The following is a 22,414-nucleotide window of genomic DNA, read 5'->3' as shown; positions in this document are numbered from 1 at the left end:
GATCAGGAGGCCGCGTGGCGGTTCCGGTACCGGCCGGGCGTGATCCCGAACTCCCGGCGGAAGGCGTGCGAGAGGGCGTACGGACTGCCGTACCCCGTCTCGCGCGCCACTGTCGCGAGCGGTGCGTCGGAGTCGCGCAGCCGGGCCGCCGCCAGGGTCAGCCGCCACCAGGTGAGGTACGCCATCGGCGACCGGCCGACCAGGGCGGTGAAGCGGCGGGCGAGGGTGGCCCGGGAGACCCCCGCCTCGGCGGCCAGCCGCTCGGCCGTCCAGGGCGCCGCCGGCTCGGAGTGCAGGGCCCGCAGCGCGGCCGTCGTCACCGGGTCGTTCAGCACCGCCGGCCACGCCCCCGTGCGCGCCCGGCCCATCCAGGCGCGCACCATGTAGACCAGCAGCAAATCCAGCAGACTAGGCAGCGCGAGCGGGCCGCCGGGCCGCTGCTCCTCCAGTTCCCGGGCCAGCAGGTCGACGGCGGCGCGCAGTTCCGGCTGCTCCCCGATCCGGTGGGGCAGATGCACCACCTGCGGCAGCTCCGCCATCAGCGGGTGCGCCCGGCTGCGGTCGAGCCGGTACTTGCCGCACAGCAGCTCGACCTCGCCGCCGTCCCGCACGCTCATGAGCGCGTGCCCCGCCCCGTGCGGCAGCAGCGCCACGTCACCCGGCCCCAGCAGCACCGGATCGCCGTCGCCGTCCCGCAGGAGGCGGCAGGTGCCGCCGAGGACGACATGGAAGCCCGCCCCCTCGTACGGCGGCAGGCGCACCGCCCACTCGCCGCTCACCCGGAGCCGGTCCGAGGAGGGGCTGCCCACCCGGACCGCGCCGATCGCGTCGCTCACCACGTCCATGCCACCCATGAGACACCCATGAGGCACCCCATGAGACAACGGCGCATCCTGATGAGCGAGAAGAGCATTGGGACGCTCACACGGCGTTCCTAGGCTCGGAGTCATGACGGACGAGGAGAACGTACGGACATTCGTGATCGGCGATGTCGAGGTGCTGCGGATCGTCGAGCGGCAGGGGCCCCTCGTGCCGGCCCGGCGGCTGGTCCCGGAATGCGGGGAGGAGGTGTGGCGGGAGCACGCGGGGGAGCTGGCGCCCCGGTACTGGGAGCCGGAGCGGGACATGGCGATGCTGGCGGTGCAGACCTGGGTGGTGCGCAGCGGCGGCCGGACGGTGCTCGTGGACACCGGGGTGGGCCGGGACCGGGAGCGGCCGGGCAATCCGCTGTTCCACCGGCAGCCCGGTGATCTGCCGGGGCGGCTGCGGCGGGCCGGGGTGGACCCGGCGGAGGTCGACGTCGTCGTGAACACGCACATCCACGGCGACCACGTCGGCTGGAACACCCACGACGTCGACGGCGAATGGGTGCCCACCTTCCCGCGCGCCCGCTATCTGCTGCCGGCCGCCGACGACCGCTACTTCGGACCCGAGGGCGGCTACGCGGGCGGCGCGCGGGTGGACGACCGGCTGCTGTACGAGGACAGCGTCGCGCCCGTGCACCGGGCCGGGCAGGCCGTCGTATGGGAGGACGGGTACCGCGTCGACGAGCATCTCCGGCTGGAGGCCGCACCCGGGCACACCCCGGGATCGTCCGTGCTGCGGGTCTCCTCCCGGGGTGAACACGCCGTGTTCGTCGGAGACCTGCTGCACAGCCCGGTGCAGATCCTGCGGCCCGAGTGCAGCAGTTGCTTCTGCCTCGACCCGTCGGGGGCGGCGGCCACCAGGCGGCGGGTGCTCCAACAGGCGGCGGACGAGCGGGCGTTGGTGATCCCGGCGCACTTCGCGGGTGCCGGTGCCGTCGAAGTGCGCGAGGAAGGAGGGAGGTTCGCGCTGCGGGACCGGGCCGTCTGAGCCCGGGGCTTCGACACCGGCGCGGTGCGCGCGGTACTGATGGGACATGGCTGAAGACGGCGAACTCCCGCCCGGCGCACGGCTGATCGGCGGCCGCTACCGGCTGACCGGCCGCCTCGGCACCGGCCCCGCCGGAACCGTCTGGCGCGCCCGGGACGAGTGCGTCGGAGGGTACGGCCGGGTCGCGGTCAAGGAGCCGTCGCTGCCCGGCGATCCGGCCGAGGACGAGGAGAGCCGGCGGCTCGCCCACCGGCTGTACCGGGAGGCCCGCGCCGCCGCCCGGGTGCGGCACCCGTCCGCCGTCACCGTGTACGACGTCGTCACCGAGGCCGGCGTCCCCTGGATCGTGCGGGAGCTGGTGACGGGCGAGTCCCTGGGCGAGGCGCTGCGCCGCGGGCCGCTGCCGCCCGCCGAGGCCGCCCGCGTCGGGCTCGCCGTCCTCGGCGCCCTGGGCGCCGCCCACGCCGTCGGCATCGTGCACCGCGACCTCAAACCGGCCAACGTCCTGCTGGAGTCCGGCACCGGGCGGGTCGTGCTCACCGACTTCGGTACCGGGGACGGGCCCGGCGGGGACGCCCCATTCGCCGCGCCCGAGCGCGCGGCCGGTCCCGGTGCCGGTCCCGCCTCCGACCTGTGGTCCCTGGGCGCCCTGCTGCGCACCGCCCTCGGCGGCCCGGGCCCCGGCCCCCTCGGCGCCCTCCTGGACCGGCTGTGCGCCGAGGGGGCCGGGGCCCGGCCGGGGGCGGACCAGGTGGCGGCGGCGCTCCGGGAGTACCTGGGGGTGCCGGACGTAGGGGAACCGGCCGACGTCCGGCACTCCGGCGGCGTACCGGACGTACGGCCGCAGCCGGGTCCGGAGGGGTGGTCTTCCCCCCCCGGCCGGCGCCCCGCCGCCGCACCCACTTCACCGCCCTCGGCCTCTTCCTCGGGAAAAAACCCGCGGGCGACTGATCGGGCGGGTGTTCGAACCGGCAACCCGCTGATCAGGCCATTTATTGCCAGTGATCACTGGCAGGGTGTGAGTACTCGGTGAATCCCCGTTACCGACGGGTACACAAAGTGTTCGCCGCGGCATACCCTGCGCCTCATGACGGACACGCAGGCCCCGGACATCGCCGGTACCAACCCTCTCGCGCCCTCTCCCGAGGGTGCCCGCACCGCCGCCGACGTGGTCACCCCGGAACTGGTGGCCCGGCTGACCAAGGGCGTCACCGGCTCCGGCCGGACCGCCAACCACATGCCCTTCACCGGCGAGAAGCTGGCCGACCTACCCGAGTCCACCCCCGAGGACGTGGCCAGGGCCTTCGAGGCGGCCCGTGCCGCGCAGGCCGTCTGGGCACGCACCCCGGTACGGCAGCGGGCCGCCGTCCTGCTCCGCTTCCACGACCTGATCCTGGAACGCCAGGCCGAGGTCCTCGACCTCGTGCAACTGGAGACCGGCAAGGCCCGGCTGCACGCGCACGAGGAGGTGCTGGCCGTCGCCGTCGCGGCCCGCCACTACGGCCGCAAGGCCCCCGCCTACCTGCGGGCGAAGCGGCACACCGGCGCCGTGCCGACCCTGACGAAGGTCACCGAACTGCGCCACCCGCGCGGGGTCGTGGGCCAGATCGCGCCCTGGAACTACCCCCTGGAGCTGTCCGTCGGCGACGCGCTGCCCGCCTTCGTCGCGGGCAACGCCGTGGTGATGAAGCCGGACACCGAGACCTGCCTCACCGCGCTGTGGGCCCGTGACCTGCTGATCGAGGCCGGGCTGCCCGCGGGCGTCTTCCAGGTCGTCATCGGCGAAGGCCCGGTCGTGGGGCCGGAGTTGGTGAAGTACGCGGACTACGTCTCCTTCACCGGCTCCACCCGCACCGGCCGCGAGGTCGCCCAGGGTGCCGCCGCCCGGCTGATCGGCGTCTCCCTCGAACTCGGCGGGAAGAACGCCATGCTGGTGCTGGAGGACGCCGACATCGAGAAGGCCGCCGCCGGCGCCGTGCGCGCCTGCTTCTCCTCCGCCGGCCAACTCTGCATCTCCATCGAGCGGTTGTACGTCCACGAGTCGATCGCCGACACCTTCCTGGAGCGCTTCGCCGCCCGCACCAAGGCCATGCGGCTCGGCAACTCCCTCGCCTACGGCGCCGAGATGGGCTCCCTGGTCGGCGAGCGCCAGCTCAAGACCGTCGAGGCGCATGTGCGCGAGGCCGTCGACAAGGGCGCCAAGGTGCTCGCGGGCGGCGTGGCCCGGCCCGACATCGGCCCCTACTTCTTCGAGCCCACCATCCTCGACGGCGTCGAGGACTCCATGGCGGTCTGCGAGGAGGAGACCTTCGGCCCGGTCGTCTCCGTCTACCGCTTCGCGCACGAGGACGAGGCCGTCGAGCGCGCCAACGCCACGCCGTACGGCCTCAACGCCTCCGTCTGGACCAAGGACGCCCGGCGCGGCCGCGATATCGCCGCCCGGCTGCGCACCGGGACGGTCAACGTCAACGAGGGCTACGCCCCCGCCTACGGCAGCGTCCAGTCCCCGATGGGCGGCATGAAGGACTCCGGCCTCGGCCGCCGCCACGGCTCCGAGGGCATCCTCAAGTACACCGAGGCCCAGACGGTCGCCCAGCAGCGGCTGCTGCCGATGGCACCCTCGCTGGGCATGACGGACGAGGGCTACGCCCGCTTCATGACCACCAGCCTGCGCCTGCTGAAGGCGTTCCGCTTCAGGTGATCCACCTGGGCGCGCGGGGAACCGCGCGAGAGACCACAGTCGGCCCGCACGCGCATCACAACTGAGGAGAGACCCGTGCCCCAGGACTCCTACGACTACGACGTCATCGTGGTCGGCTCCGGCTTCGGCGGCTCCGTGTCGGCCCTCCGCCTGACCGAGAAGGGCTACCGGGTCGGCGTCCTCGAAGCCGGGCGCCGCTTCACCCGGCAGTCCCTGCCGAAGAACTCCTGGGACCTGAAGAACTACCTCTGGGCCCCGAAGCTCGGCATGTACGGCATCCAGCGCATCCATCTGCTGGGCAACGTGATGGTGCTGGCCGGCGCGGGCGTCGGCGGCGGCTCGCTCAACTACGCCAACACCCTCTACGTACCGCCGAAGGCGTTCTTCGACGACCCGCAGTGGAAGGACATCACCGACTGGCAGGAGGAGTTGAAGCCGTACTACGACCAGGCCAAGCGCATGCTCGGCGTGCGGCTCAACCCGACGATGACGCCGTCGGACGTCCATCTGAAGGCGGCGGCCGAGCGGATGGGCGTCGGCGACACCTTCCACTTCGCGCCGGTGGGCGTCTTCTTCGGCGACGGGAAGGACGCGGACGGCGAGGCGAAGGCGTCGCCGGGACAGCGGGTGCCCGACCCGTACTTCGGCGGGGTGGGCCCGGAGCGCAACGCCTGCACCGAGTGCGGCGAGTGCATGACCGGCTGCCGGCACGGCGCCAAGAACACGCTGAACGAGAACTACCTCCACCTCGCCGAGAAGGCCGGCGCCGAGGTCCACCCCATGACCACGGTGGTCTCCGTCACCGACGACTCGCGCGGCGGGTACGCGGTGGCCACCCTGCCCACGGACCGCGGGAAGAAGGGCGAGGGACGGCTCTTCACCGCGCGCCGGGTCGTGATCGCCGCCGGCACGTACGGCACCCAGACCCTGCTGCACCGCATGAAGGCAGGCGGCCAACTGCCGTACCTCTCCGCCAAGCTGGGCGAGCTGACCCGCACCAACTCCGAGGCGCTGGTCGGCGCGCAGACCGACAACCACCGGTACCGCAAGGCGCACGGCACCCCCCGGGCCGACTTCACCCAGGGTGTCGCGATCACCTCCTCGATCCACCCGGACGAGAACACCCACATCGAGCCGGTCCGCTACGGCAAGGGCTCCAACGCGATGGGCGGCCTGTCCATCCTCCAGGTGCCGTACACCGAGGGCTCCTCGCGGGTGCTGGCCTGGCTGGCGCACGCCGCCCGGCACCCGGCGCTGGTGCTGCGCTCCCTGTCCAACCGGCGCTGGTCGGAGCGGAGCATCATCGGCCTGGTCATGCAGTCCCTCGACAACTCGCTGACCACGTACCTGAAGCCGGACGGCGTCGGCAAGGGGCTGCTCACCGCGCGGCAGGGGCACGGCGCGCCCAACCCGAAGCAGATCAAGGCCGCCACCGAGGCCGCCGCCGCGCTCGCCGCCGAGATCAACGGCTTTCCCGGCAGCAATGTCGGCGAGCTGATGGGCACCCCGCTCACGGCGCACTTCCTCGGCGGCTGCCCCATCGGCGACTCGGCCGACACCGGGGTGATCGACCCGTACCACCGGCTGTACGGCCACCCCGGCATCTCGGTCGTGGACGGCGCCGCGGTCTCGGCGAACCTGGGCGTCAACCCCTCGCTGACGATCACCGCGCAGGCCGAGCGGGCCATGTCGTTCTGGCCGAACAAGGGCGAGGAGGACCCGCGGCCGGCGCCGGGGGCGGCGTACGAGCGGCTGAAGCCGGTGGAGCCGCTGAGTCCGGTGGTGCCGGCGGAGGCGTTCGGCGCGCTGCGGCTGCCGTTCCTGGGAATGCCGACGGTGCCGCCGAAGGAGTAGCGGGTCCGGAGTGCCGCGATCCGGATGTGTGACCCGGATCACACGGAATTCCCGGACGCGGGCACAACCCTTGTTCGTCGTCGCAGATCAAACCTGCTGCCGGATCAAGCGGACGGTGAGAGGGACCTGCCTTCGGAGGGGGATGCAGGTCCCTCTTCGTATCCGGTGAGGATGTGCGGGGGTGGCCGTGCCGCAGGGTGCGACGGTGTCGGCGCACGTTCCGCCGGTCGGCCCCGGGCGTCCCCGGAGCCGACCGTTCTCTGGTGACCGGGCTGCTGTCCCCTGCCGTCCGGTCACTTCCCTGGAGCGAGGTCCCACGGCGTACGGCACGACCCGTACGCCTCATCGCCCCAGTGAGCCACGCGTGGTTCTCTCGGGCCCGCCCCTGGCTGGCACGGACACCCCGCTAACGAAGCCGCGCGCGGCACGGTCACGCGCCGTACGGGTGAGACGGCGGCCGAACTCACGTCGGATAATCGGAGCGCCTCAGATGCGTCCCCGGCACAGCTCCAGCAGGGTCATGGCGAGCGCGGTGCCGGGCTTGCCCAGCGCTTCGCGGTAGTGCCCGAGGATCTCCATCTCGCGGGAGAGGCTGACCCGCCGGCCGCCGGAGGAGAGCCGGGTCTGCTGGACCACGGCGGAGACGGCCGTCCGCTCCTGGATGAGGCCGATGATCCGGTCGTCGATCGCGTCGATGCGCTCCCGGGCGGCGGCGATGGTCGCCTCCGGCGTCGCGGCCGTCTCTTCGGGTGTGGTGGTGGTCATGTCGGGGGCTCCTGATCGTGAAGGTGGATGCCCCGGAGCGGCGTGACCCGGAGAAACGACAGGCGCCCCGGGCCTTGTCGGCCCGGGGCGCCTGGGGAAGTCGCTAAGCGTTTCGCTGAGCAGCACGACCATGGCGACCGGCGGGCCCGGTGCCATAGGTAAAGACGAAGGTCGTGTGCTGAAGCATGGGGCCAGTATGCCATGCCGCTTCGGCGGAGGGCTTTGCGCCCGCACCGTTAGACTCGTAGTACAGACCCCCGCCCGGACCACCAGAAGGCACCCCGTGTCATCAGCGACTCCCACTGCCCCCGACACCGTCCTGGTCGTCGACTTCGGTGCGCAGTACGCCCAGCTCATCGCCCGACGCGTCCGCGAGGCGCGGGTCTACAGCGAGATCGTGCCGAGCACCATGCCGGTCAAGGAGATGCTCGCCAAGAAGCCCGCGGCGATCATCCTCTCCGGCGGTCCCTCGTCGGTGTACGAGGAGGGCGCGCCCGGCCTCGACCGCGAGATCTTCGAGGCCGGAGTCCCCGTCTTCGGCATGTGCTACGGCTTCCAGCTGATGGCGCGCACCCTCGGCGGCACCGTCGACAACACCGGCGCCCGTGAGTACGGCCGCACCGACCTGCACGTCTCCCGGACGTCCTCCACCCTCTTCGAGGGCACCCCGGCCGAGCAGCAGGTCTGGATGTCGCACGGCGACGCCTGCTCCGCCGCCCCCGAGGGCTTCTCGGTCACCGCGTCCACCGACCTGGTCCCGGTCGCCGCGTTCGAGAACGACGAGAAGAAGCTCTACGGCGTCCAGCACCACCCCGAGGTCATGCACTCCACGCACGGCCAGCAGGTCCTGGAGCATTTCCTGTACCGCGGCGCGGGCCTGGAGCCCTCCTGGACCACGGGCAACGTGATCGAGGAGCAGGTCGAGGCCATCCGCGAGCTGGTCGGCGACAAGCGCGCGATCTGCGGCCTGTCCGGCGGCGTGGACTCCGCCGTGGCCGCCGCCCTGGTGCAGAAGGCCATCGGCTCCCAGCTGACCTGCGTCTACGTCGACCACGGCCTGATGCGCAAGGGCGAGACCGAGCAGGTCGAGAAGGACTTCGTCGCGGCCACCGGCGTCCAGCTGAAGGTCGTCGACGCCGAGGAGCGCTTCCTGAACGCCCTCGCCGGGGTCAGCGACCCCGAGGAGAAGCGCAAGATCATCGGCCGGGAGTTCATCCGCGTCTTCGAGCAGGCGCAGGCCGAGATCATCGCCGACGAGGGCCCGGCTGTGGAGTTCCTGGTCCAGGGCACCCTGTACCCGGACGTGGTCGAGTCCGGCGGCGGCACCGGCACCGCCAACATCAAGTCGCACCACAACGTCGGCGGCCTGCCCGAGGACCTCGAGTTCAAGCTGATCGAGCCGCTGCGCAAGCTGTTCAAGGACGAGGTCCGGATGGTCGGCCAGGAGCTGGGCCTGCCGGACGAGATCGTCCAGCGCCAGCCCTTCCCGGGTCCGGGCCTCGGCATCCGCATCGTCGGCGAGGTGACCAAGGAGCGTCTGGACCTCCTGCGCGACGCCGACGCCATCGCCCGCGAGGAGCTGACCGCGGCCGGCCTCGACCGCGACATCTGGCAGTGCCCGGTGGTCCTGCTCGCCGACGTCCGCAGCGTCGGCGTCCAGGGCGACGGCCGCACCTACGGTCACCCGATCGTGCTGCGCCCCGTCTCCTCCGAGGACGCCATGACCGCCGACTGGTCCCGGCTGCCCTACGACGTCCTCGCCCGCGTCTCGACCCGCATCACCAACGAGGTCCGCGACGTCAACCGCGTCGTCCTCGACGTCACCTCGAAGCCGCCGGGCACCATCGAGTGGGAGTAAGCCTCCCCTTCTAGGCTCAGGTCCGCCTGAGAGTCCGCACCGGCTCTCCGGGCTTCCAGACCTGGACGACCAGATACCGGTCGTCCTCGACAGAGGTCCGCACGACCTCCGTCAACTCGGTGCGGAAGAGGTGGAACGGCTCCGGCGGTTCCACCTCTTTCACATACCCGGCCTTCGCCTCCCCGTCCCCGACCTCGTACGCCCGCCCGCTGATCCGCAGGTCCCCGCCGCCCATGCCGGTGCCCTCGCCGGGATTGGCCTGGAGCGCGAACCGCGGATCGCGCAGCAGGTCGCGCACCTTCAGCGAGTCCGGCATCATGCCGAACCACAGCTCGCCGCCCTGGAAGCGCACCTCCAGTCCCGAGGCGCGCGGCGAGCCGTCCCGGCGGAGGGTGACGAGGACGTGGTGCCGGAAGGCGCCGAAGCGTTCCTCGGTGACCGCGGCGAGGCGCGGTTCGGCTGTGGTGAAGTCTGCCCAGTTCATACCGGCCGAGTGTGCTCCCCCAACCCGACATCTCCTGTCGCCTTTCTCTCGGTCTTTCTCGCGCCTCTCCCATCTGCGCGCCATCTTCACGCAGCAGCCCTGCCCTTTCGCGCTGACCGGCGGTAACTTCCGGCCGTACCGCCCTACCCGCGCTGGAGGACCGATGTCCGGGCCCACCCCGCCGCTGCCGCTGGCCACCGACCAACTGCAGTTCGCCATGCCGCCGACGCACGACTCGGTCGAGGAGGAGCGCCGGCACCGCAAGGAACGGCTCGCCGGAGCCCTGCGGATCTTCGGTCGCCACGGGTTCGAGGACGGCGTCTCCGGCCACATCACCGCCCGCGACCCGGAGTTCGGCGACTGCTTCTGGGTCAACCCCTTCGGCATGCCCTTCAAGCACGTCACCGCCGGCGACCTCGTCCTCGTCAACCAGGACGGCCAGGTCGTCGAGGGCCGCTACCACGTCAACCAGGCCGCCTTCACCGTGCACGCCCAGGTCCACGCCGCCCGCCCGGACGTCGTCGCCGTCGCCCACTGCCACTCCGTGCACGGCCGCGCCCTCGCCGCCCTCGGCGAACTCATCGACCCCCTCACCCAGGAGAGCTGCGCCTTCTACGAGGACGCCGCCCTCTACGACGCCTACACCGGAGTCACCGTCGACGCCGAGGAGGGCCGCCGCATCGCGTCGGCGCTCGGCTCCCGCAAGGCGCTCGTGCTCCGCAACCACGGGCTGCTCACCGTCGGCGACTCCGTGGACGCCGCGGCCTGGTGGTTCCTGTCCATGGACCGCTCCTGCCAGGTGCAGCTCCTGGCCCGCGCGGCCGGCCGGCCGGTCCTCATCGACCACGAACTCGCCGTCGCCACCCGCGACCAGCTCGGCGGCGACCTCGTCGCCTGGATCAACTACCAGCCCCTCTGGCAGGAAGTGACCCGCAGCGAACCCGATCTGCTCAGCTGAGGGACGGGGAGGGGTGGGGAGGGGAGGGGCGGGCCGGGGAGTGGCGGCCGGGGCGGACGTGTCAACGCGACGCTCGGCAGTTCACCCTCCAGGATCATGTCGGCGGCCCCCAGACGGTCCTGGTAGGGCACAATTCGCTGTTGAGGTAGGGGAGTTGCACGGCGACGGAACGGCTCACCGAGAGACCGGCGGCCGTGCCGCGAGGTCGCGGGGAAGGCGGGCGTCGGACGTGGCGGTGCAGGAGGCGAGAGAGGGCGCGGATGCCGAGGGCGTCCACGAGGGCGGCTGCGGCTGCGGGGACTGTCCGCACGGCGCCCGGGAGGGACACCGGCGGGCCGTCGCCGCGTTCCTGCGGCGCCGCGACGAGTTCGCCGCCGGACAGGGCCTGCCCGCCGCCGTGGCCTACTCTCCCTCGGCCTCCCGTCAGTGGGTCTCCGAGGAACTGACCCAGCGCGCGGAGGCCGTCGCCGAACGCGGTCGCGCCGAGGGCGAGATGTGGCTCACCCGGCTGTGGCTGCGGACCCTGTGCACGGTGTGGGGCGCGGTCGTCGCCCTGCTGCTCGGCGAGGCGCTGACCGCGATCGGCGCCGGCTGGACCGCCGCCCGCACCGCCGCCCTGCTCGCCGCCCTCGTCGTGGCCGTCGCGCTGACCGCCGCCTGCTGGTTCCACCGGGCGCGCGGCGGCGCTCTCGCCCCGGTGATCGGTGAGGACCATCGCATGTCCACCTCCCGTTCCGTCGCCGTCTGCTGGGTCCTGTTCATCGGCTACGCCGTCCTGCTGCTCGCCGCCCGCCTGGCCGCGGCCTCCGGCCACGCCGAACGCGACGCGCTCATCGCGGGCCTCGACCTCGCCCGCGGCGCCGGTGTGGTGACCGTCCTCGCCGTGGTGTGCGGCATCGCCGTCCTGGTCCGCCGGGTGGTGGGCCTGCGCATCCTCGCCCAGCGGCTGCAGAAGGTCCCGGCCCACCGGCCGCGCGCCGCCGACCTGCTCACCGACGACTCCGGCCGGGGCGCCTTCACCGACATCCAGTACGTCGCCATCAGCGCCGTCGCCCTGATCTTCGCCGCCGTACGGCTCGCCCGCCGCCCCGACCAACTGCCCGACCTGCCCTGGGGACTCGCGGTCGTCGTCCTGATCTCGGCCGCCACCTATCTGACGGGCAAGTACGCGGAGGGCGGCCGGGCGGTCGTCCTCTCCGTGGTCCGCGCCCGCGAACCCGGTGACCTGGACGGGCCGATCCGCACCGGCGACGACATCGAGATCCGCGGCGCCGGCTTCGTCCCGCCCGGCGCCGGGACCGCCGAACGGCTCTCGCGCATGGTCGTCCGCATCGGCGCCGTCGATGTCCATGTCCCGCTGGTCCCGGTCACCGGCGGCTTCCGCAACCCCACGGACACCGTCCTGACCGTCCCGGTCCCGGCCGACGTCGAGCCGGGCTCGGTGGAGGTCCAGGTGGTGACCGCGGCCGGAGTGCCGACCAACCGCTACACGGTCCAGATCACCGAGTGAGCGTCCTCCGCTCCCGATCCTCCTCTCATGCGAACGCCTGAAATCCGGAAAAATCCATGGGAGATGATTGAGCGTCTCCTCCTTGTCATACGTATGGTCGGGAGGGGGCGGCAGGGACGGCGGGCGAGAGGCGGCAGGCAGGATGACCGGTATTCGGATGGACACGCGCGGCACCCGGCTGAACGGCCGGAACGGCTGGCGGGACACCGCCGCCCACTACGCCCTGCTGCCCTTGCGTGTTTTCCTCGGCGTCACCTTCCTCTACGCCGGTCTGGACAAGATCACCGACAGCACCTTCATGAAGGCCGTCGGCGCCGGCTCGATCGGCGACACCATGCGCGCCGCCCGCGGCACCGCAGCGCTCCCCGCCCTGGTCGACCTCGCCCTGAAGAGCCCGGTGGGCTTCGGCTACGCCATCGCCCTCGGCGAACTGGCCGTCGGCATCGCCACCCTCCTCGGATTGCTCGGCCGCCTGGCCGCACTGGGCGGCGCGCTGATCTCCCTCAGCCTCTGGCTGACCATGAGCTGGGCGACGACCCCCTACTACTACGGCAACGACCTCGCCTACCTGATGGCCTGGCTGCCCCTGATCCTCGCCGGCGCCCCCTATCTCTCCCTGGACGCCGTCAGGCGCGCCCGCGGCCGACGGGGGGCCCTCGGCTACCTCTAGGGTCTTTCTTCCGGACCTTGTCGGCGGTCGCGCACGAGGCGCCGTTGGCCGGAGCAGGTCGGCCCCTGGCGAGGCTGCCTTGTGCCAGTCCCCGCGCCGCGCGTCCGCCGGCAGGATCCGAGAGAGAGGCCCTAACCTCTCTCGGTCCTGCCCCGCCCGCGTATCGCCCGGTTGAGCGTCGCGGTGGCCCCGGCCAGGCACAGGCCGCCCACCACCAGCGGGATGATCGCGAACCACGGGGTCTTCCACAGGCCGGTCGCGTCCCCGGCGTACACCACACCGGTGGCGACCAGGAACAGCCCGGCGACCAGCTTTCCCGGCCGGAACTCATGGCGCAGCACGGTCCACCTCCACCTCGCCGGCCCCGACCCCGAGGGTGAGGTCCAGGGTGCCGCTGTCCTTGCCGCCCTTGGTCGGTGCCAGCGTCACATCCCTGTGCCGTCGCGGCAGCACGTCCACGTCCTTTCCGTTCTCTCCCGGCGACTTGATGTCGCCCACGCCCACGTCGATGTCCATCAGCACGGTCGCGTCGGCCGGCACGATCACCTTCAGCCGGCCCGCGCCGATGTGCGCGTCCGTGGCGAGGGTCTGTCCCTCGGCCGGGTGTATCCGGGTCAGGTCGAGGACTCCTCGGCCCGTCCCCAGCTTGTACGACGGCCGGACCTGCGCCGCGGTGCCGGGTGTCCAGGTGGCCTCCTGCCAGTGCGTGGAGATGTCCCGGGGCATCGCAGCGGTCCCGCCGAGCAGCGCCGCCGTGACGATCGCCAGGAACACCGTGCCTGCGCCGGTGCGGCCCAGGAAGGAGCTGACCGCGAGGCCCAGGCCGAAGACGGCCAGCGCACAGGCGAGTCCGGTCTGCAGACTGGCGCCCAGTGGGTGGGTGTGCCAGGTCAGCCCGGAGCCCAGACCGGCGGCCAGCAGCGCCAGCAGGAACACCGCGCCGCCTATCCAGCGTGGTCCGCGCGGCTTCGGGGACGCGGGACGCGGCGGCTGTGCGGCACCGGGGTGGGTCCAGGGGGTGACGATGTGGACGTCGACGACCGAGAGCAGGTCTCCGTCCCGGACTCGCGCGTCGCCGGGTCCCCACAGATAGCCGGTGCCGCCGACATGGGTGCCGTCCTTGACGATCGGGTCCCGCCACCAGGACGGGTAGCTGGTGGCGACCGGCGGCGCCTGCGCCTCCGGCGGCGCGTCGGCGGCGGCCTGCGCGGCCAGCGGGTCGGGGTCGGGGGCGCCACGGCGCCGCGACCAGTACCCGGCGCCGGCGAGCATCAGCGAGAGCACCGCGGCGAAAGCGAGCGCCCCGCCGTTTCTCAGCATGGTCAGGAAGATCCCGCAGCCGACCAGGGCGAACAGCACGGCGGCCAGCGCCTGGCCGTCGACCCGGCCGGTCAGCAGCTTGCGCAGCTCGTTCTCCTCCTCGTCCTCGTACGGCACCAGCAGCCACACGAAGCCGTAGAAGATGAGGCCGATGCCACCGGTCGCGGACAGGACGGCCAGGGTGATCCGGAATATCACCGGGTCCATGTCGGCCTGCCGGCCGAGCCCCGCGCACACGCCCGCGATCATCTTGTACCGGCGCTCGCGCCGGAACCGGCCGAGGACGGTCTCGGCGGGGCCCGGTTGCCGCGCGGGCTCCTGCGGCTGCCCGTCTTTCTGCCCCTGCCCCTGCCTGTGCCTCTCCCCTTGCCCCGTCTTCTCCGAGTTTTCCGCCCGAGGGGCGGAGCCGCCGCCGGCCGCGCCCGTCCCTTCCGTCGCGGCGGGCACGGCATCCGTCGGCCCGGTGCCCGGGGCCGGGCGCGGGCCGGGACCGGGTCCCGGACCCGTCGCGGCGTGCTCGTGATCCGTCATGGGTCCATGGTGACGGCCGGGGCGGCGCGGCGGCAGTCGGGACAACCCTGGGCGAACCCTGAGATCGGCCCTGAGGCGGGCGGGGGAAGCGTTCGAGCGGCGCGCACCGGCCGGAACCGGTGCGCGAGCGAGGTCCCCGACCTGGACCCGGGGAAGATCAGGGGCGTCTCGGGGACCGACCCTGATGCCCCGGCCCGGCCGGCCGTGTGACCATCGGTGCCATGCCGGAAGCCGCAAGCCTGCCACTCGACGACCCGCGGCCGCCGCGCAAGCTCTACCGCAGCGGCGACGGACGCTGGCTCGGTGGAGTGGCGCGGGGCCTCGCCGGGCATCTCGGGCTGCCCGTCGTCTGGGTCCGGCTCGCGTTCGCCGGCCTGTTCATGGCCAACGGACTGGGCGCGCTGCTCTACGCGGCGTTCTGGTTCTTCGTCCCGCTCGGCGTCGGCGGCGTCGGAGGGCAGAGGCCGTCCCCGGCCGCCGCCGAGACCGCGCCCGGCGGCCGCAGAAGACTCGTGACCCGCAAGCCGGACCGCGGCCAGATGGTCGCGCTGCTCCTCATGGTCATCGTGTCCATGGTCTTCGTGAGCAGCGTCAATCTGACCGGCGCGGCCAAGGCGTATCTGGTGCCCGCCGTGCTCGTCGCGGCCGGTGTCGCCCTGGTCTGGCGGCAGGCGGACAACGCCCGCCGGGCCCGCTGGGCCGAGGTCGGCCGACACCGCCGCACCCTGACCCTGGTGCGCGCGGCCGCCGGTGTCCTGCTGGTCACGGCCGGCGTTTCGGCGATCTTCGTCCTCCAGGGTTCGGCCGCCCACCTGGGCGCCGTCCTCCAGGCCGCGCTCGCGGTCCTCGTCGGCATCACCCTGCTCGCCGGTCCGTATCTGGTCCGGATGACCCAGGACCTGTCCGAGGAGCGGTTGATGCGCATCCGCGCCCAGGAGCGCGCCGAGGTCGCCGCGCATGTCCACGACTCCGTGCTGCACACCCTCACCCTGATCCAGCGCAACGCGGACAACGCGGGCGAGGTCCGCCGCCTCGCCCGCGCCCAGGAGCGCGACCTGCGCACCTGGCTGTACAAGCCGGAGGGCACCGGCAAGGACGAGGCCGACGAGCCCGACACGGTCGCCGAGGCGGTGCGGCGCAACGCGGCCGAGGTCGAGGACAAGCACGGGGTGCCCCTGGAGGTCGTCGTCGTCGGTGACTGCCCGTTGGACGAGCGGACCGGTGCGCAGATGCAGGCCGCGCGCGAAGCGATGGTGAACGCCGCCAAGTACGGTGGCGAGGGCGGCGCCGTGCAGGTCTACGCCGAGGTCGAGAGTAGGACGGTGTTCGTGTCCGTGCGCGACCGCGGTCCGGGCTTCGATCCCGACGAGATACCCGCCGACCGCATGGGCGTCAGAGAATCGATCATCGGGCGCATGGAGCGCCACGGAGGCACGGCCCGGCTGCGGTCGGTGCCGGGCGGCGGCACGGAGGTCGAGCTGGAGATGGAGAGGGCGGAGAAGACGGCATGAGCGACGCGACCGAGGCGAGCGGCACGGCGGAGACGGCGGGGACTGCCGCGATCGGCGGACTCGCCGACGGCGGTGCGGGCGGGCGGCACGTACGGGTGGTGCTGGTGGACGATCACCGGATGTTCCGCACCGGCGTACAGGCGGAGATCGGTCAGACCGCCGTGACCGGAGTCGAGGTGGTGGGCGAGGCCGCGGACGTCGACCAGGCGGTCACCGTCATCACCGCGACCCGGCCCGAGGTGGTCCTCCTCGACGTCCATCTGCCGGGCGGCGGCGGGGTGGAGGTGCTGCGCCGGTGCGCGGCGCTGATGGCGGACGCCGAGCAACCGGTGCGTTTCCTCGCGCTGTCCGTGTCGGACGCGGCGGAGGACGTGATCGGGGTGATCCGCGGCGGCGCCCGCGGCTATGTCACCAAGACCATCACCGGCACCGACCTGGTGGACTCGATCTTCCGGGTCCAGGAAGGGGACGCGGTCTTCTCCCCGCGGCTGGCCGGCTTCGTCCTGGACGCCTTCGCCTCCACCGACGCCCCGCCCGTGGACGAGGACCTGGACCGTCTCACCCAGCGCGAGCGGGAGGTGCTGCGTCTGATCGCCCGGGGCTACGCCTACAAGGAGATCGCCAAACAGCTGTTCATCTCGGTGAAGACGGTCGAATCCCATGTCTCGGCGGTCCTGCGCAAGCTCCAGCTGTCCAACCGCCATGAGCTGACCCGCTGGGCGACCGCGCGCCGCCTGGTCTGACCCGGCGGCGGAGGAACCCCCGGTCGGATCCCGCTCGGCCGGGCCCCTCACACCACCCGCGTCGCCCCCGCGAACGGCATCTGGTCGATCGGGGCCACGCGTACCGGGGCCGAGGGGTTCGGGGCGTGGATCATGCGGCCGTCGCCGACGTAGATGCCGACGTGGCTGACGCCGGAGTAGAAGAACACCAGGTCGCCGGGGCGCAGTTCGGAGCGGGAAACGCGTCGGCCCGCGCCGATCTGGGCGTAGGTGGTGCGGGGGAGGGACACTCCGGCGGAGCGGTAGGCGGCCTGGACCAGGCCCGAGCAGTCGAAGGCGTGGGGGCCGGTCGCGCCCCACACGTAGGGGCTACCGAGTTTGGCGAAGGCGTAGGAGACGGCCGCCGCGGCGCGGGAGTCGGGGGCCGTGGCGGCTCCGTCCTGTTCCAGCGCCTGTCCGAGGCCGTCGGCCGACCGGATCGCGTCTCCCACAGCGGTGCGGTATGCGTCGTCGGCGCCGGTCATCCCGTCGCGCTGCGCCGGGGGCAGCTCGGCCAGCAGCCGCCGGGCCTCGGCCAGTTTGCCGGTGACGGTCTTCTTCTGCCGCCGCAGTTCGGCCTGATGGGACTTCAGCGACTTCAGCGCCACGCGGGCGGCGCCGCGCAACCGCTCGATCTCCTGGAGCTGCCGGCTTACCTGGGACACGGCGGCGGACTGCCGGTCACCGGCGCGTTCGGCGAGGGCGGCGTCGTCCAGGTAGCGGTTGGGGTCGCTGGACAGGGCGAGCTGCCAGGCGGGGGCGATGTCTCCGGAGCGGTACTGCGCGGCGGCGAGGGAACCGAGGGCTTCCCGCGCGGAGTTGAGCTTCAGTGTCTTCCGGGCGGCCTCGTCGCGCAGCGAGTTCAGCCGGTGCTCGCCCGCGTCCGCCTTCTCCTTCGCGCCGTCGTACTTCTGGGTGGCGGTCTCGGCCTCCCGGTACAAGCTGTCCACCCTGGCCTTCACCTGTGCGGGTGTCAGCCGGGGCTCGGCCTGTCCGGTGCCGTCGAAGCCCGTCGCGGTGGCCGCCCCGGCCAGCGCGACGATGGCGGCCGTCCGGGCCGTATGACCCCTGAACGGGTACTGCCGTGGCCTGCGGTGCGCTGCCACCTGTGCCGTCACGTCCTTCCGTAAGACTGATCCGATCGACTGATCCGATCGACTGATCCGATCGATACGGGCCCGGCGGTGGGAGCCGGGTGCCTGGGGGAGGACGCTAAGCCGGACGGTGACGAGTTGGTAACGCACTGTACGGAACTGTCGTCGACGCGGCGATGCGTGACCGTATGCGACCACGTCGAGCGGTTCGGGGTGCCGTCTTCACGCAGCGTGGTGATCGAAGTGTGAGAAGTGATGAGAGGGAGGGAGGTGGGGTGCTATAGGGCGTGTTCACGCGGGATGGGCGAGTGTCCGGGGGCGGTGACGGGGCGCCGTCGGGCGCTGGTTAGGCTCCCGCTCCATGGACGTACTCATCCATCTCTTCGTCGGCCTGCACATCATCGGCATCGCCGCGCTGCTCGGCGGTTTCCTCACCCAGATGAAGGCGATGGGCCAGGGCACGGCCCGGTTCGTACCGGGGATGCTGCACGGCGCGCTGACCATGCTGGTCACCGGCGTGGCCCTGGTCGGGCTCAACCAGGCCCAGGGCGCCCAGATCAACACCGTCAAGATCGGCATCAAGCTGGCGCTGCTGATCGTGATCCTCGGCCTGGTCTACGTCAAGCGCGACGAGGAGCGGATCGACAAGGCGCAGTTCGGGCTGGTCGGCGCGCTGACCGCGACGAACATCTTCATCGCGGTGCTCTGGACCTGACGGCCGCCCCGGCCCGACCGCTCTGGCCCGACTGCCCCGGCCAGTCCGCCTCGGCCAGTCCGCCCCGGCCCGACTGCCGCGACGTGACCGCCCGGGCTCGGCGGTTGCTGGACCACGGCAGGCCAGGTCCCGGCGCTACGGCGCCCCGGCGGCCGGCCTCGTCAGGCCGTCGCGGCGCGGGCGGTGCGCACCGCGCCGCGGACCGCGCCGGCGGCCACCAGGAGCCACACCGCCACCGCCACCCACTCCAGCACGCGTCCCGGCCCCCTGAGCCACGGGACGCCGACGGCGGTCGCGACGGACAGCGTCGCCGCGGCCGTCATTCCCAGGGGGAAGACCGTCGCCCAACGGCGCTGGTCGTAGCGGAACCGGGGCCGGACGGCCTCGGCGACCACCAGCACGGCATACGCCGCCAGGCACACGACGAGCAGGGCGACCGTCGTGGTGCGCAGGGCGTCGCGGTCGTCCTCGTTCCACAGATACAGGCCGCTCGTGTTCCCGGCGGCGAGCAGGCCCGCCCCGGCCAGCGCCGAGATGGCGAGCGCTCCGCCGGACACCCAGTGGTCCCCGGCCCCCTCCAGTAGCTGCCGCGGGTCGAAGCGGAGCAGGGCGAGGGCGTAGAGCACCAGCCCCAGCCAGAACAGCACCAGCGCGGTGTGCGCGAGCCACGCCGTGTGCTCGGCCGCCGCCAGCCCGGCCGCCGACACGACCAGTCCCTGGGTGGCCACGCAGCACAGGAACACCGAGCCCGGCATGCGGGGCCGCCAGTGCCGTACGACGACCGGGAGCAGCACCGCCCACAGCACCGCCGCGAGGGCCAGCAACGCCTCGGCCAGGGGCCGCCGGCCCAGTACGGCGAGCCGGGAGGCGAGCACGGCGGTCGCGGCGACGGCGGTGAGCGCGCCGGGACTCCTGGCCTCGGCCGCCCAACGGCGCCGGTCGAGGAGCAGCCGCCTGACGAATCCGACGGCCAGCACGACCCAGATGACGCCCGCCAGTGCCAGCGCCGCCAGGGAGAGCGCCTCGTCGCCGGTCAGGTGCAGGTCCGTCGACAGGATGCCGGTCGCCATCACGGCGGCTCCGGCGGCCGGCGACCGGCCCTCCCACCAGGCGCGCAGACCTCGGGTGACGGACATGCGCCCGATGCTAGGCAGGGACCCGGGCCGGACGGCAGGGGCACGCGCACGGGGCGCGCGAAAACGTTCGTCCCCGATCCGGTTCCCGCGGGTTTCGGGGAGCGGGACCGGTTGTCGGCGGGGCACCCTAGACTCGGAAGGCGATGAGCAGCCTCTTTGACGACAGCTTCCTGGCGGATCTCCAGGCCCCCCGCGGGCACGAGGAGGAACACCCGCCGCCCGAGGACGATCACGCTCCGGAGCCGATTCCGGAGGATCTGTTCGGCGGGAAGTTCGACGTGCCGCCGGACCGGGACACCTACTACCGCGACGGCGCCCCGCGCCCCCCGCTCGACGTGGCGGCCCTGCTGGAGGGGCTGAACGAGAACCAGCGCGCCGCGGTCGCGCACGCGGGCTCCCCGCTGCTCATCGTGGCCGGCGCCGGCTCCGGCAAGACCCGCGTGCTCACCCACCGCATCGCCCACCTGCTCGCCGAGCGGAACGTGCACCCGGGCCAGATCCTCGCGATCACCTTCACCAACAAGGCCGCGGGCGAGATGAAGGAGCGCGTCGAGCAGCTCGTCGGCCCGCGCGCCAACGCGATGTGGGTGATGACCTTCCACAGCGCGTGCGTGCGCATCCTGCGCCGGGAGAGCAAGAGGCTCGGCTTCACGTCGTCGTTCTCGATCTACGACGCCGCCGACAGCAAGCGGCTGATGGCCCTGGTCTGCCGAGACCTGGACCTCGACCCCAAGCGCTTCCCGCCCAAGTCCTTCAGCGCCAAGATCAGCAACCTGAAGAACGAGCTGATCGACGAGGAGGACTTCGCCGCGCAGGCGGCTGGGGGCACCTCCCAGACGGAGTCCGGGGGAGGCTTCGAGAAGACGCTCGCCCAGGCCTACGCGCTCTACCAGTCGCGGCTGCGCGAGGCCAACGCGCTCGACTTCGACGACCTGATCATGACGACGGTCAACCTGCTGCGCGCCTTCCCGGACGTCGCCGAGCACTACCGCCGCCGCTTCCGGCACGTCCTGGTGGACGAGTACCAGGACACCAACCACGCCCAGTACGCGCTGGTCCGCGAGCTGGTCGGCACCGGCGAGCACGGCGAGCACGTACCGCCCGCCGGCTCCGACATCCCGCCCGCCGAACTGTGCGTCGTCGGTGACGCGGACCAGTCGATCTACGCCTTCCGCGGCGCGACCATCCGCAACATCCTCCAGTTCGAGGAGGACTACCCGAACGCGACGACGATCCTGCTGGAGCAGAACTACCGCTCCACGCAGACCATCCTGTCCGCCGCCAACGCGGTCATCGAGCGCAACGAGTCCCGTCGTCCGAAGAACCTGTGGACCAACGCCGGCCAGGGCGCCCGGATCACCGGCTATGTCGCCGACACCGAGCACGACGAGGCGCAGTTCGTCGCCGACGAGATAGACCGCCTCACGGACGCGGGCGAGGCGCGCGCCGGTGACGTCGCCGTCTTCTACCGCACCAACGCCCAGTCCCGTGTCTTCGAAGAGGTCTTCATCCGCGTCGGCCTGCCCTACAAGGTCGTCGGCGGCGTCCGCTTCTACGAGCGCAAGGAAGTCCGGGACGTCCTCGCCTACCTGCGTGTTCTCGCCAACCCCGAGGACTCGGTGCCGCTGCGCCGCATCCTCAACGTGCCCAAGCGGGGCATCGGCGAGCGGGCCGAGGCGATGATCGACGCCCTCGCCCAGCGCGAGAAGATCAGCTTCCCGCAGGCGCTCAAGCGCGTGGACGAGGCGTACGGCATGGCCGCGCGCTCCACCAACGCGGTCAAGCGGTTCAACACGCTGATGGACGACCTGCGCACCATCGTGGAGTCCGGCGCCGGACCGGCCACCGTCCTGGAGGCCATACTCGAGCGCACCGGCTATCTGGCCGAGCTGCAGAACTCCACCGATCCGCAGGACGAGACCCGCATCGAGAACCTCCAGGAACTCGCCGCCGTCGCCCTGGAGTTCGAACAGGAGCGCGGTGAGGGCGAGGCGGCACCGGACGCCCCCGTCGCGGGGGGCACGCTGGCCGACTTCCTGGAGCGGGTCGCCCTGGTCGCCGACTCCGACCAGATCCCCGACGAGGAGGACGGCGACGGCGTCATCACCCTGATGACCCTGCACACCGCCAAGGGCCTGGAGTTCCCGGTCGTCTTCCTGACCGGCATGGAGGACGGCGTCTTCCCGCACATGCGCGCCCTCGGGCAGGTCAAGGAGCTGGAGGAGGAACGGCGCCTGGCGTACGTGGGCATCACCCGCGCGCGGGAGCGGCTGTACCTCACGCGGGCCGCGATGCGCAGTGCCTGGGGGCAGCCGTCGTACAACCCGCCCTCCCGTTTCCTGGAGGAGATCCCGGCCACGCACGTGGACTGGAAGCGCACGGGTGCGACGGCGCCGGTGTCCTCCGGGCCCGCGTCCGGGGTGGCGGCCTCGCTGTCGTCGAGCCGCTCGCGCTCCTCGGCGTCGGGCGCGTCCGGCTTCGCCACGCGGCGCACCACGGAGAAGCCGGTGGTCGGGCTGTCCGTCGGGGACCGGGTGACGCACGACCAGTTCGGACTCGGCACGGTCGTCGGGGTCAAGGGCACGGGCGCGAACGCGGAGGCGACGATCGACTTCGGCGACACCAAGCCGAAGCGGCTGCTGCTGCGGTACGCCCCGGTGGAGAAGCTGTAGGCGCGAGACGGACAGAAGGG

General features: G+C 72.5%; 19 protein-coding genes. 12 read left to right on the top strand and 7 right to left on the bottom strand.

Annotation, left to right across the window (positions count from 1 at the left end; genetic code table 11):
• Positions 1–2: 2 nt before the first annotated feature.
• On the bottom strand, positions 3–845 hold the full coding sequence (locus AB0927_RS13060) for an AraC family transcriptional regulator (RefSeq protein WP_366667652.1): 843 nt from the start codon (positions 843–845) through the stop codon (positions 3–5).
• Positions 846–948: 103 nt separating this feature from the next.
• Here AB0927_RS13060 and AB0927_RS13055 point away from each other — a divergent pair, with 103 nt between their 5' ends.
• From AB0927_RS13055 to AB0927_RS13040, 4 genes are all read left to right on the top strand, one after another.
• Positions 949–1,854: an MBL fold metallo-hydrolase gene (locus tag AB0927_RS13055; RefSeq protein ID WP_366667651.1), complete on the top strand. Its 906-nt coding sequence runs from the start codon at positions 949–951 to the stop codon at positions 1,852–1,854.
• A 46-nt stretch (positions 1,855–1,900) separates the two neighbouring features.
• Positions 1,901–2,887, top strand: coding sequence for a serine/threonine-protein kinase (locus AB0927_RS13050; RefSeq protein ID WP_366667650.1), 987 nt, complete (start codon positions 1,901–1,903; stop codon positions 2,885–2,887).
• Between the two features lie 54 nt (positions 2,888–2,941).
• On the top strand, positions 2,942–4,555 hold the full coding sequence (locus AB0927_RS13045; protein ID WP_366667649.1) for a succinic semialdehyde dehydrogenase: 1,614 nt from the start codon (positions 2,942–2,944) through the stop codon (positions 4,553–4,555).
• Between the two features lie 75 nt (positions 4,556–4,630).
• Entirely contained in the window at positions 4,631–6,409 is a 1,779-nt protein-coding gene (locus tag AB0927_RS13040; RefSeq protein WP_366667648.1) for a GMC family oxidoreductase, read from the top strand.
• Between the two features lie 486 nt (positions 6,410–6,895).
• Here AB0927_RS13040 and AB0927_RS13035 read toward each other — a convergent pair whose 3' ends face one another.
• Positions 6,896–7,174, bottom strand: coding sequence for a chorismate mutase (locus AB0927_RS13035; protein WP_366667647.1), 279 nt, complete (start codon positions 7,172–7,174; stop codon positions 6,896–6,898).
• A gap of 283 nt (positions 7,175–7,457) precedes the next feature.
• Between AB0927_RS13035 and guaA the strand changes: the two genes are divergently transcribed.
• Complete coding sequence (gene guaA / locus AB0927_RS13030; protein ID WP_366667646.1) at positions 7,458–9,032, top strand: glutamine-hydrolyzing GMP synthase; 1,575 nt, start codon at positions 7,458–7,460, stop codon at positions 9,030–9,032.
• A 16-nt stretch (positions 9,033–9,048) separates the two neighbouring features.
• Here the strand turns inward: guaA and AB0927_RS13025 are convergent, their stop codons facing one another.
• Entirely contained in the window at positions 9,049–9,516 is a 468-nt protein-coding gene (locus AB0927_RS13025; protein WP_366667645.1) for a pyridoxamine 5'-phosphate oxidase family protein, read from the bottom strand.
• 163 nt (positions 9,517–9,679) lie between these two features.
• Here AB0927_RS13025 and AB0927_RS13020 point away from each other — a divergent pair, with 163 nt between their 5' ends.
• The 3 genes from AB0927_RS13020 to AB0927_RS13010 all read left to right on the top strand — a co-directional run bounded on the left by AB0927_RS13020 (position 9,680) and on the right by AB0927_RS13010 (position 12,654).
• Entirely contained in the window at positions 9,680–10,474 is a 795-nt protein-coding gene (locus tag AB0927_RS13020) for a class II aldolase/adducin family protein (protein ID WP_366667644.1), read from the top strand.
• 229 nt (positions 10,475–10,703) lie between these two features.
• Positions 10,704–11,984, top strand: a complete 1,281-nt coding sequence (locus AB0927_RS13015; protein ID WP_366667643.1) for a hypothetical protein — start codon at positions 10,704–10,706, stop codon at positions 11,982–11,984.
• A 142-nt stretch (positions 11,985–12,126) separates the two neighbouring features.
• The gene (locus tag AB0927_RS13010) at positions 12,127–12,654 is read left to right on the top strand and encodes a DoxX family membrane protein (protein ID WP_366667642.1); all 528 of its coding nucleotides are present in this window, start codon (positions 12,127–12,129) and stop codon (positions 12,652–12,654) included.
• Positions 12,655–12,785: 131 nt separating this feature from the next.
• Here AB0927_RS13010 and AB0927_RS13005 read toward each other — a convergent pair whose 3' ends face one another.
• Positions 12,786–12,995: a hypothetical protein gene (locus tag AB0927_RS13005; protein WP_366667641.1), complete on the bottom strand. Its 210-nt coding sequence runs from the start codon at positions 12,993–12,995 to the stop codon at positions 12,786–12,788.
• Positions 12,982–14,505, bottom strand: a complete 1,524-nt coding sequence (locus AB0927_RS13000) for a PspC domain-containing protein (protein ID WP_366667640.1) — start codon at positions 14,503–14,505, stop codon at positions 12,982–12,984. Before AB0927_RS13000 ends, AB0927_RS13005 begins: the two co-directional genes overlap by 14 nt.
• Positions 14,506–14,726: 221 nt before the next feature.
• On the opposite strand from AB0927_RS13000, the gene AB0927_RS12995 reads away from it, so the two are divergent.
• On the top strand, positions 14,727–16,016 hold the full coding sequence (locus AB0927_RS12995; protein ID WP_366667639.1) for a PspC domain-containing protein: 1,290 nt from the start codon (positions 14,727–14,729) through the stop codon (positions 16,014–16,016).
• Positions 16,013–16,759, top strand: a complete 747-nt coding sequence (locus AB0927_RS12990) for a response regulator transcription factor (protein ID WP_366667638.1) — start codon at positions 16,013–16,015, stop codon at positions 16,757–16,759. The genes AB0927_RS12995 and AB0927_RS12990 overlap by 4 nt, the downstream gene beginning before the upstream one ends.
• Before the next feature lie 47 nt (positions 16,760–16,806).
• On the opposite strand, the gene AB0927_RS12985 is transcribed toward AB0927_RS12990, so the two are convergent.
• A complete protein-coding gene (locus tag AB0927_RS12985; RefSeq protein ID WP_366667797.1) occupies positions 16,807–17,883 on the bottom strand; it encodes an NlpC/P60 family protein in 1,077 nt (358 codons plus the stop codon).
• A gap of 349 nt (positions 17,884–18,232) precedes the next feature.
• Between AB0927_RS12985 and AB0927_RS12980 the strand changes: the two genes are divergently transcribed.
• Positions 18,233–18,586: a hypothetical protein gene (locus AB0927_RS12980; RefSeq protein ID WP_159704256.1), complete on the top strand. Its 354-nt coding sequence runs from the start codon at positions 18,233–18,235 to the stop codon at positions 18,584–18,586.
• Positions 18,587–18,747: 161 nt separating this feature from the next.
• Here the strand turns inward: AB0927_RS12980 and AB0927_RS12975 are convergent, their stop codons facing one another.
• Positions 18,748–19,722 carry a tellurite resistance/C4-dicarboxylate transporter family protein gene (locus AB0927_RS12975; protein ID WP_366667637.1) on the bottom strand — a complete coding sequence of 325 codons (975 nt, stop codon included), beginning with the start codon at positions 19,720–19,722 and terminating at the stop codon, positions 18,748–18,750.
• A 143-nt stretch (positions 19,723–19,865) separates the two neighbouring features.
• Here AB0927_RS12975 and pcrA point away from each other — a divergent pair, with 143 nt between their 5' ends.
• Complete coding sequence (pcrA, locus tag AB0927_RS12970; RefSeq protein WP_366667636.1) at positions 19,866–22,394, top strand: DNA helicase PcrA; 2,529 nt, start codon at positions 19,866–19,868, stop codon at positions 22,392–22,394.
• The last annotated feature ends 20 nt before the right edge of the window (positions 22,395–22,414 follow it).

This window comes from Streptomyces sp. NPDC048106 (assembly GCF_040706415.1).
In the GTDB taxonomy this organism is placed as follows: domain Bacteria; phylum Actinomycetota; class Actinomycetes; order Streptomycetales; family Streptomycetaceae; genus Streptomyces.
The sequence above is the reverse complement of the archived record's forward strand: the minus strand, read 5'-3'. Positions and strand labels throughout refer to the sequence as shown.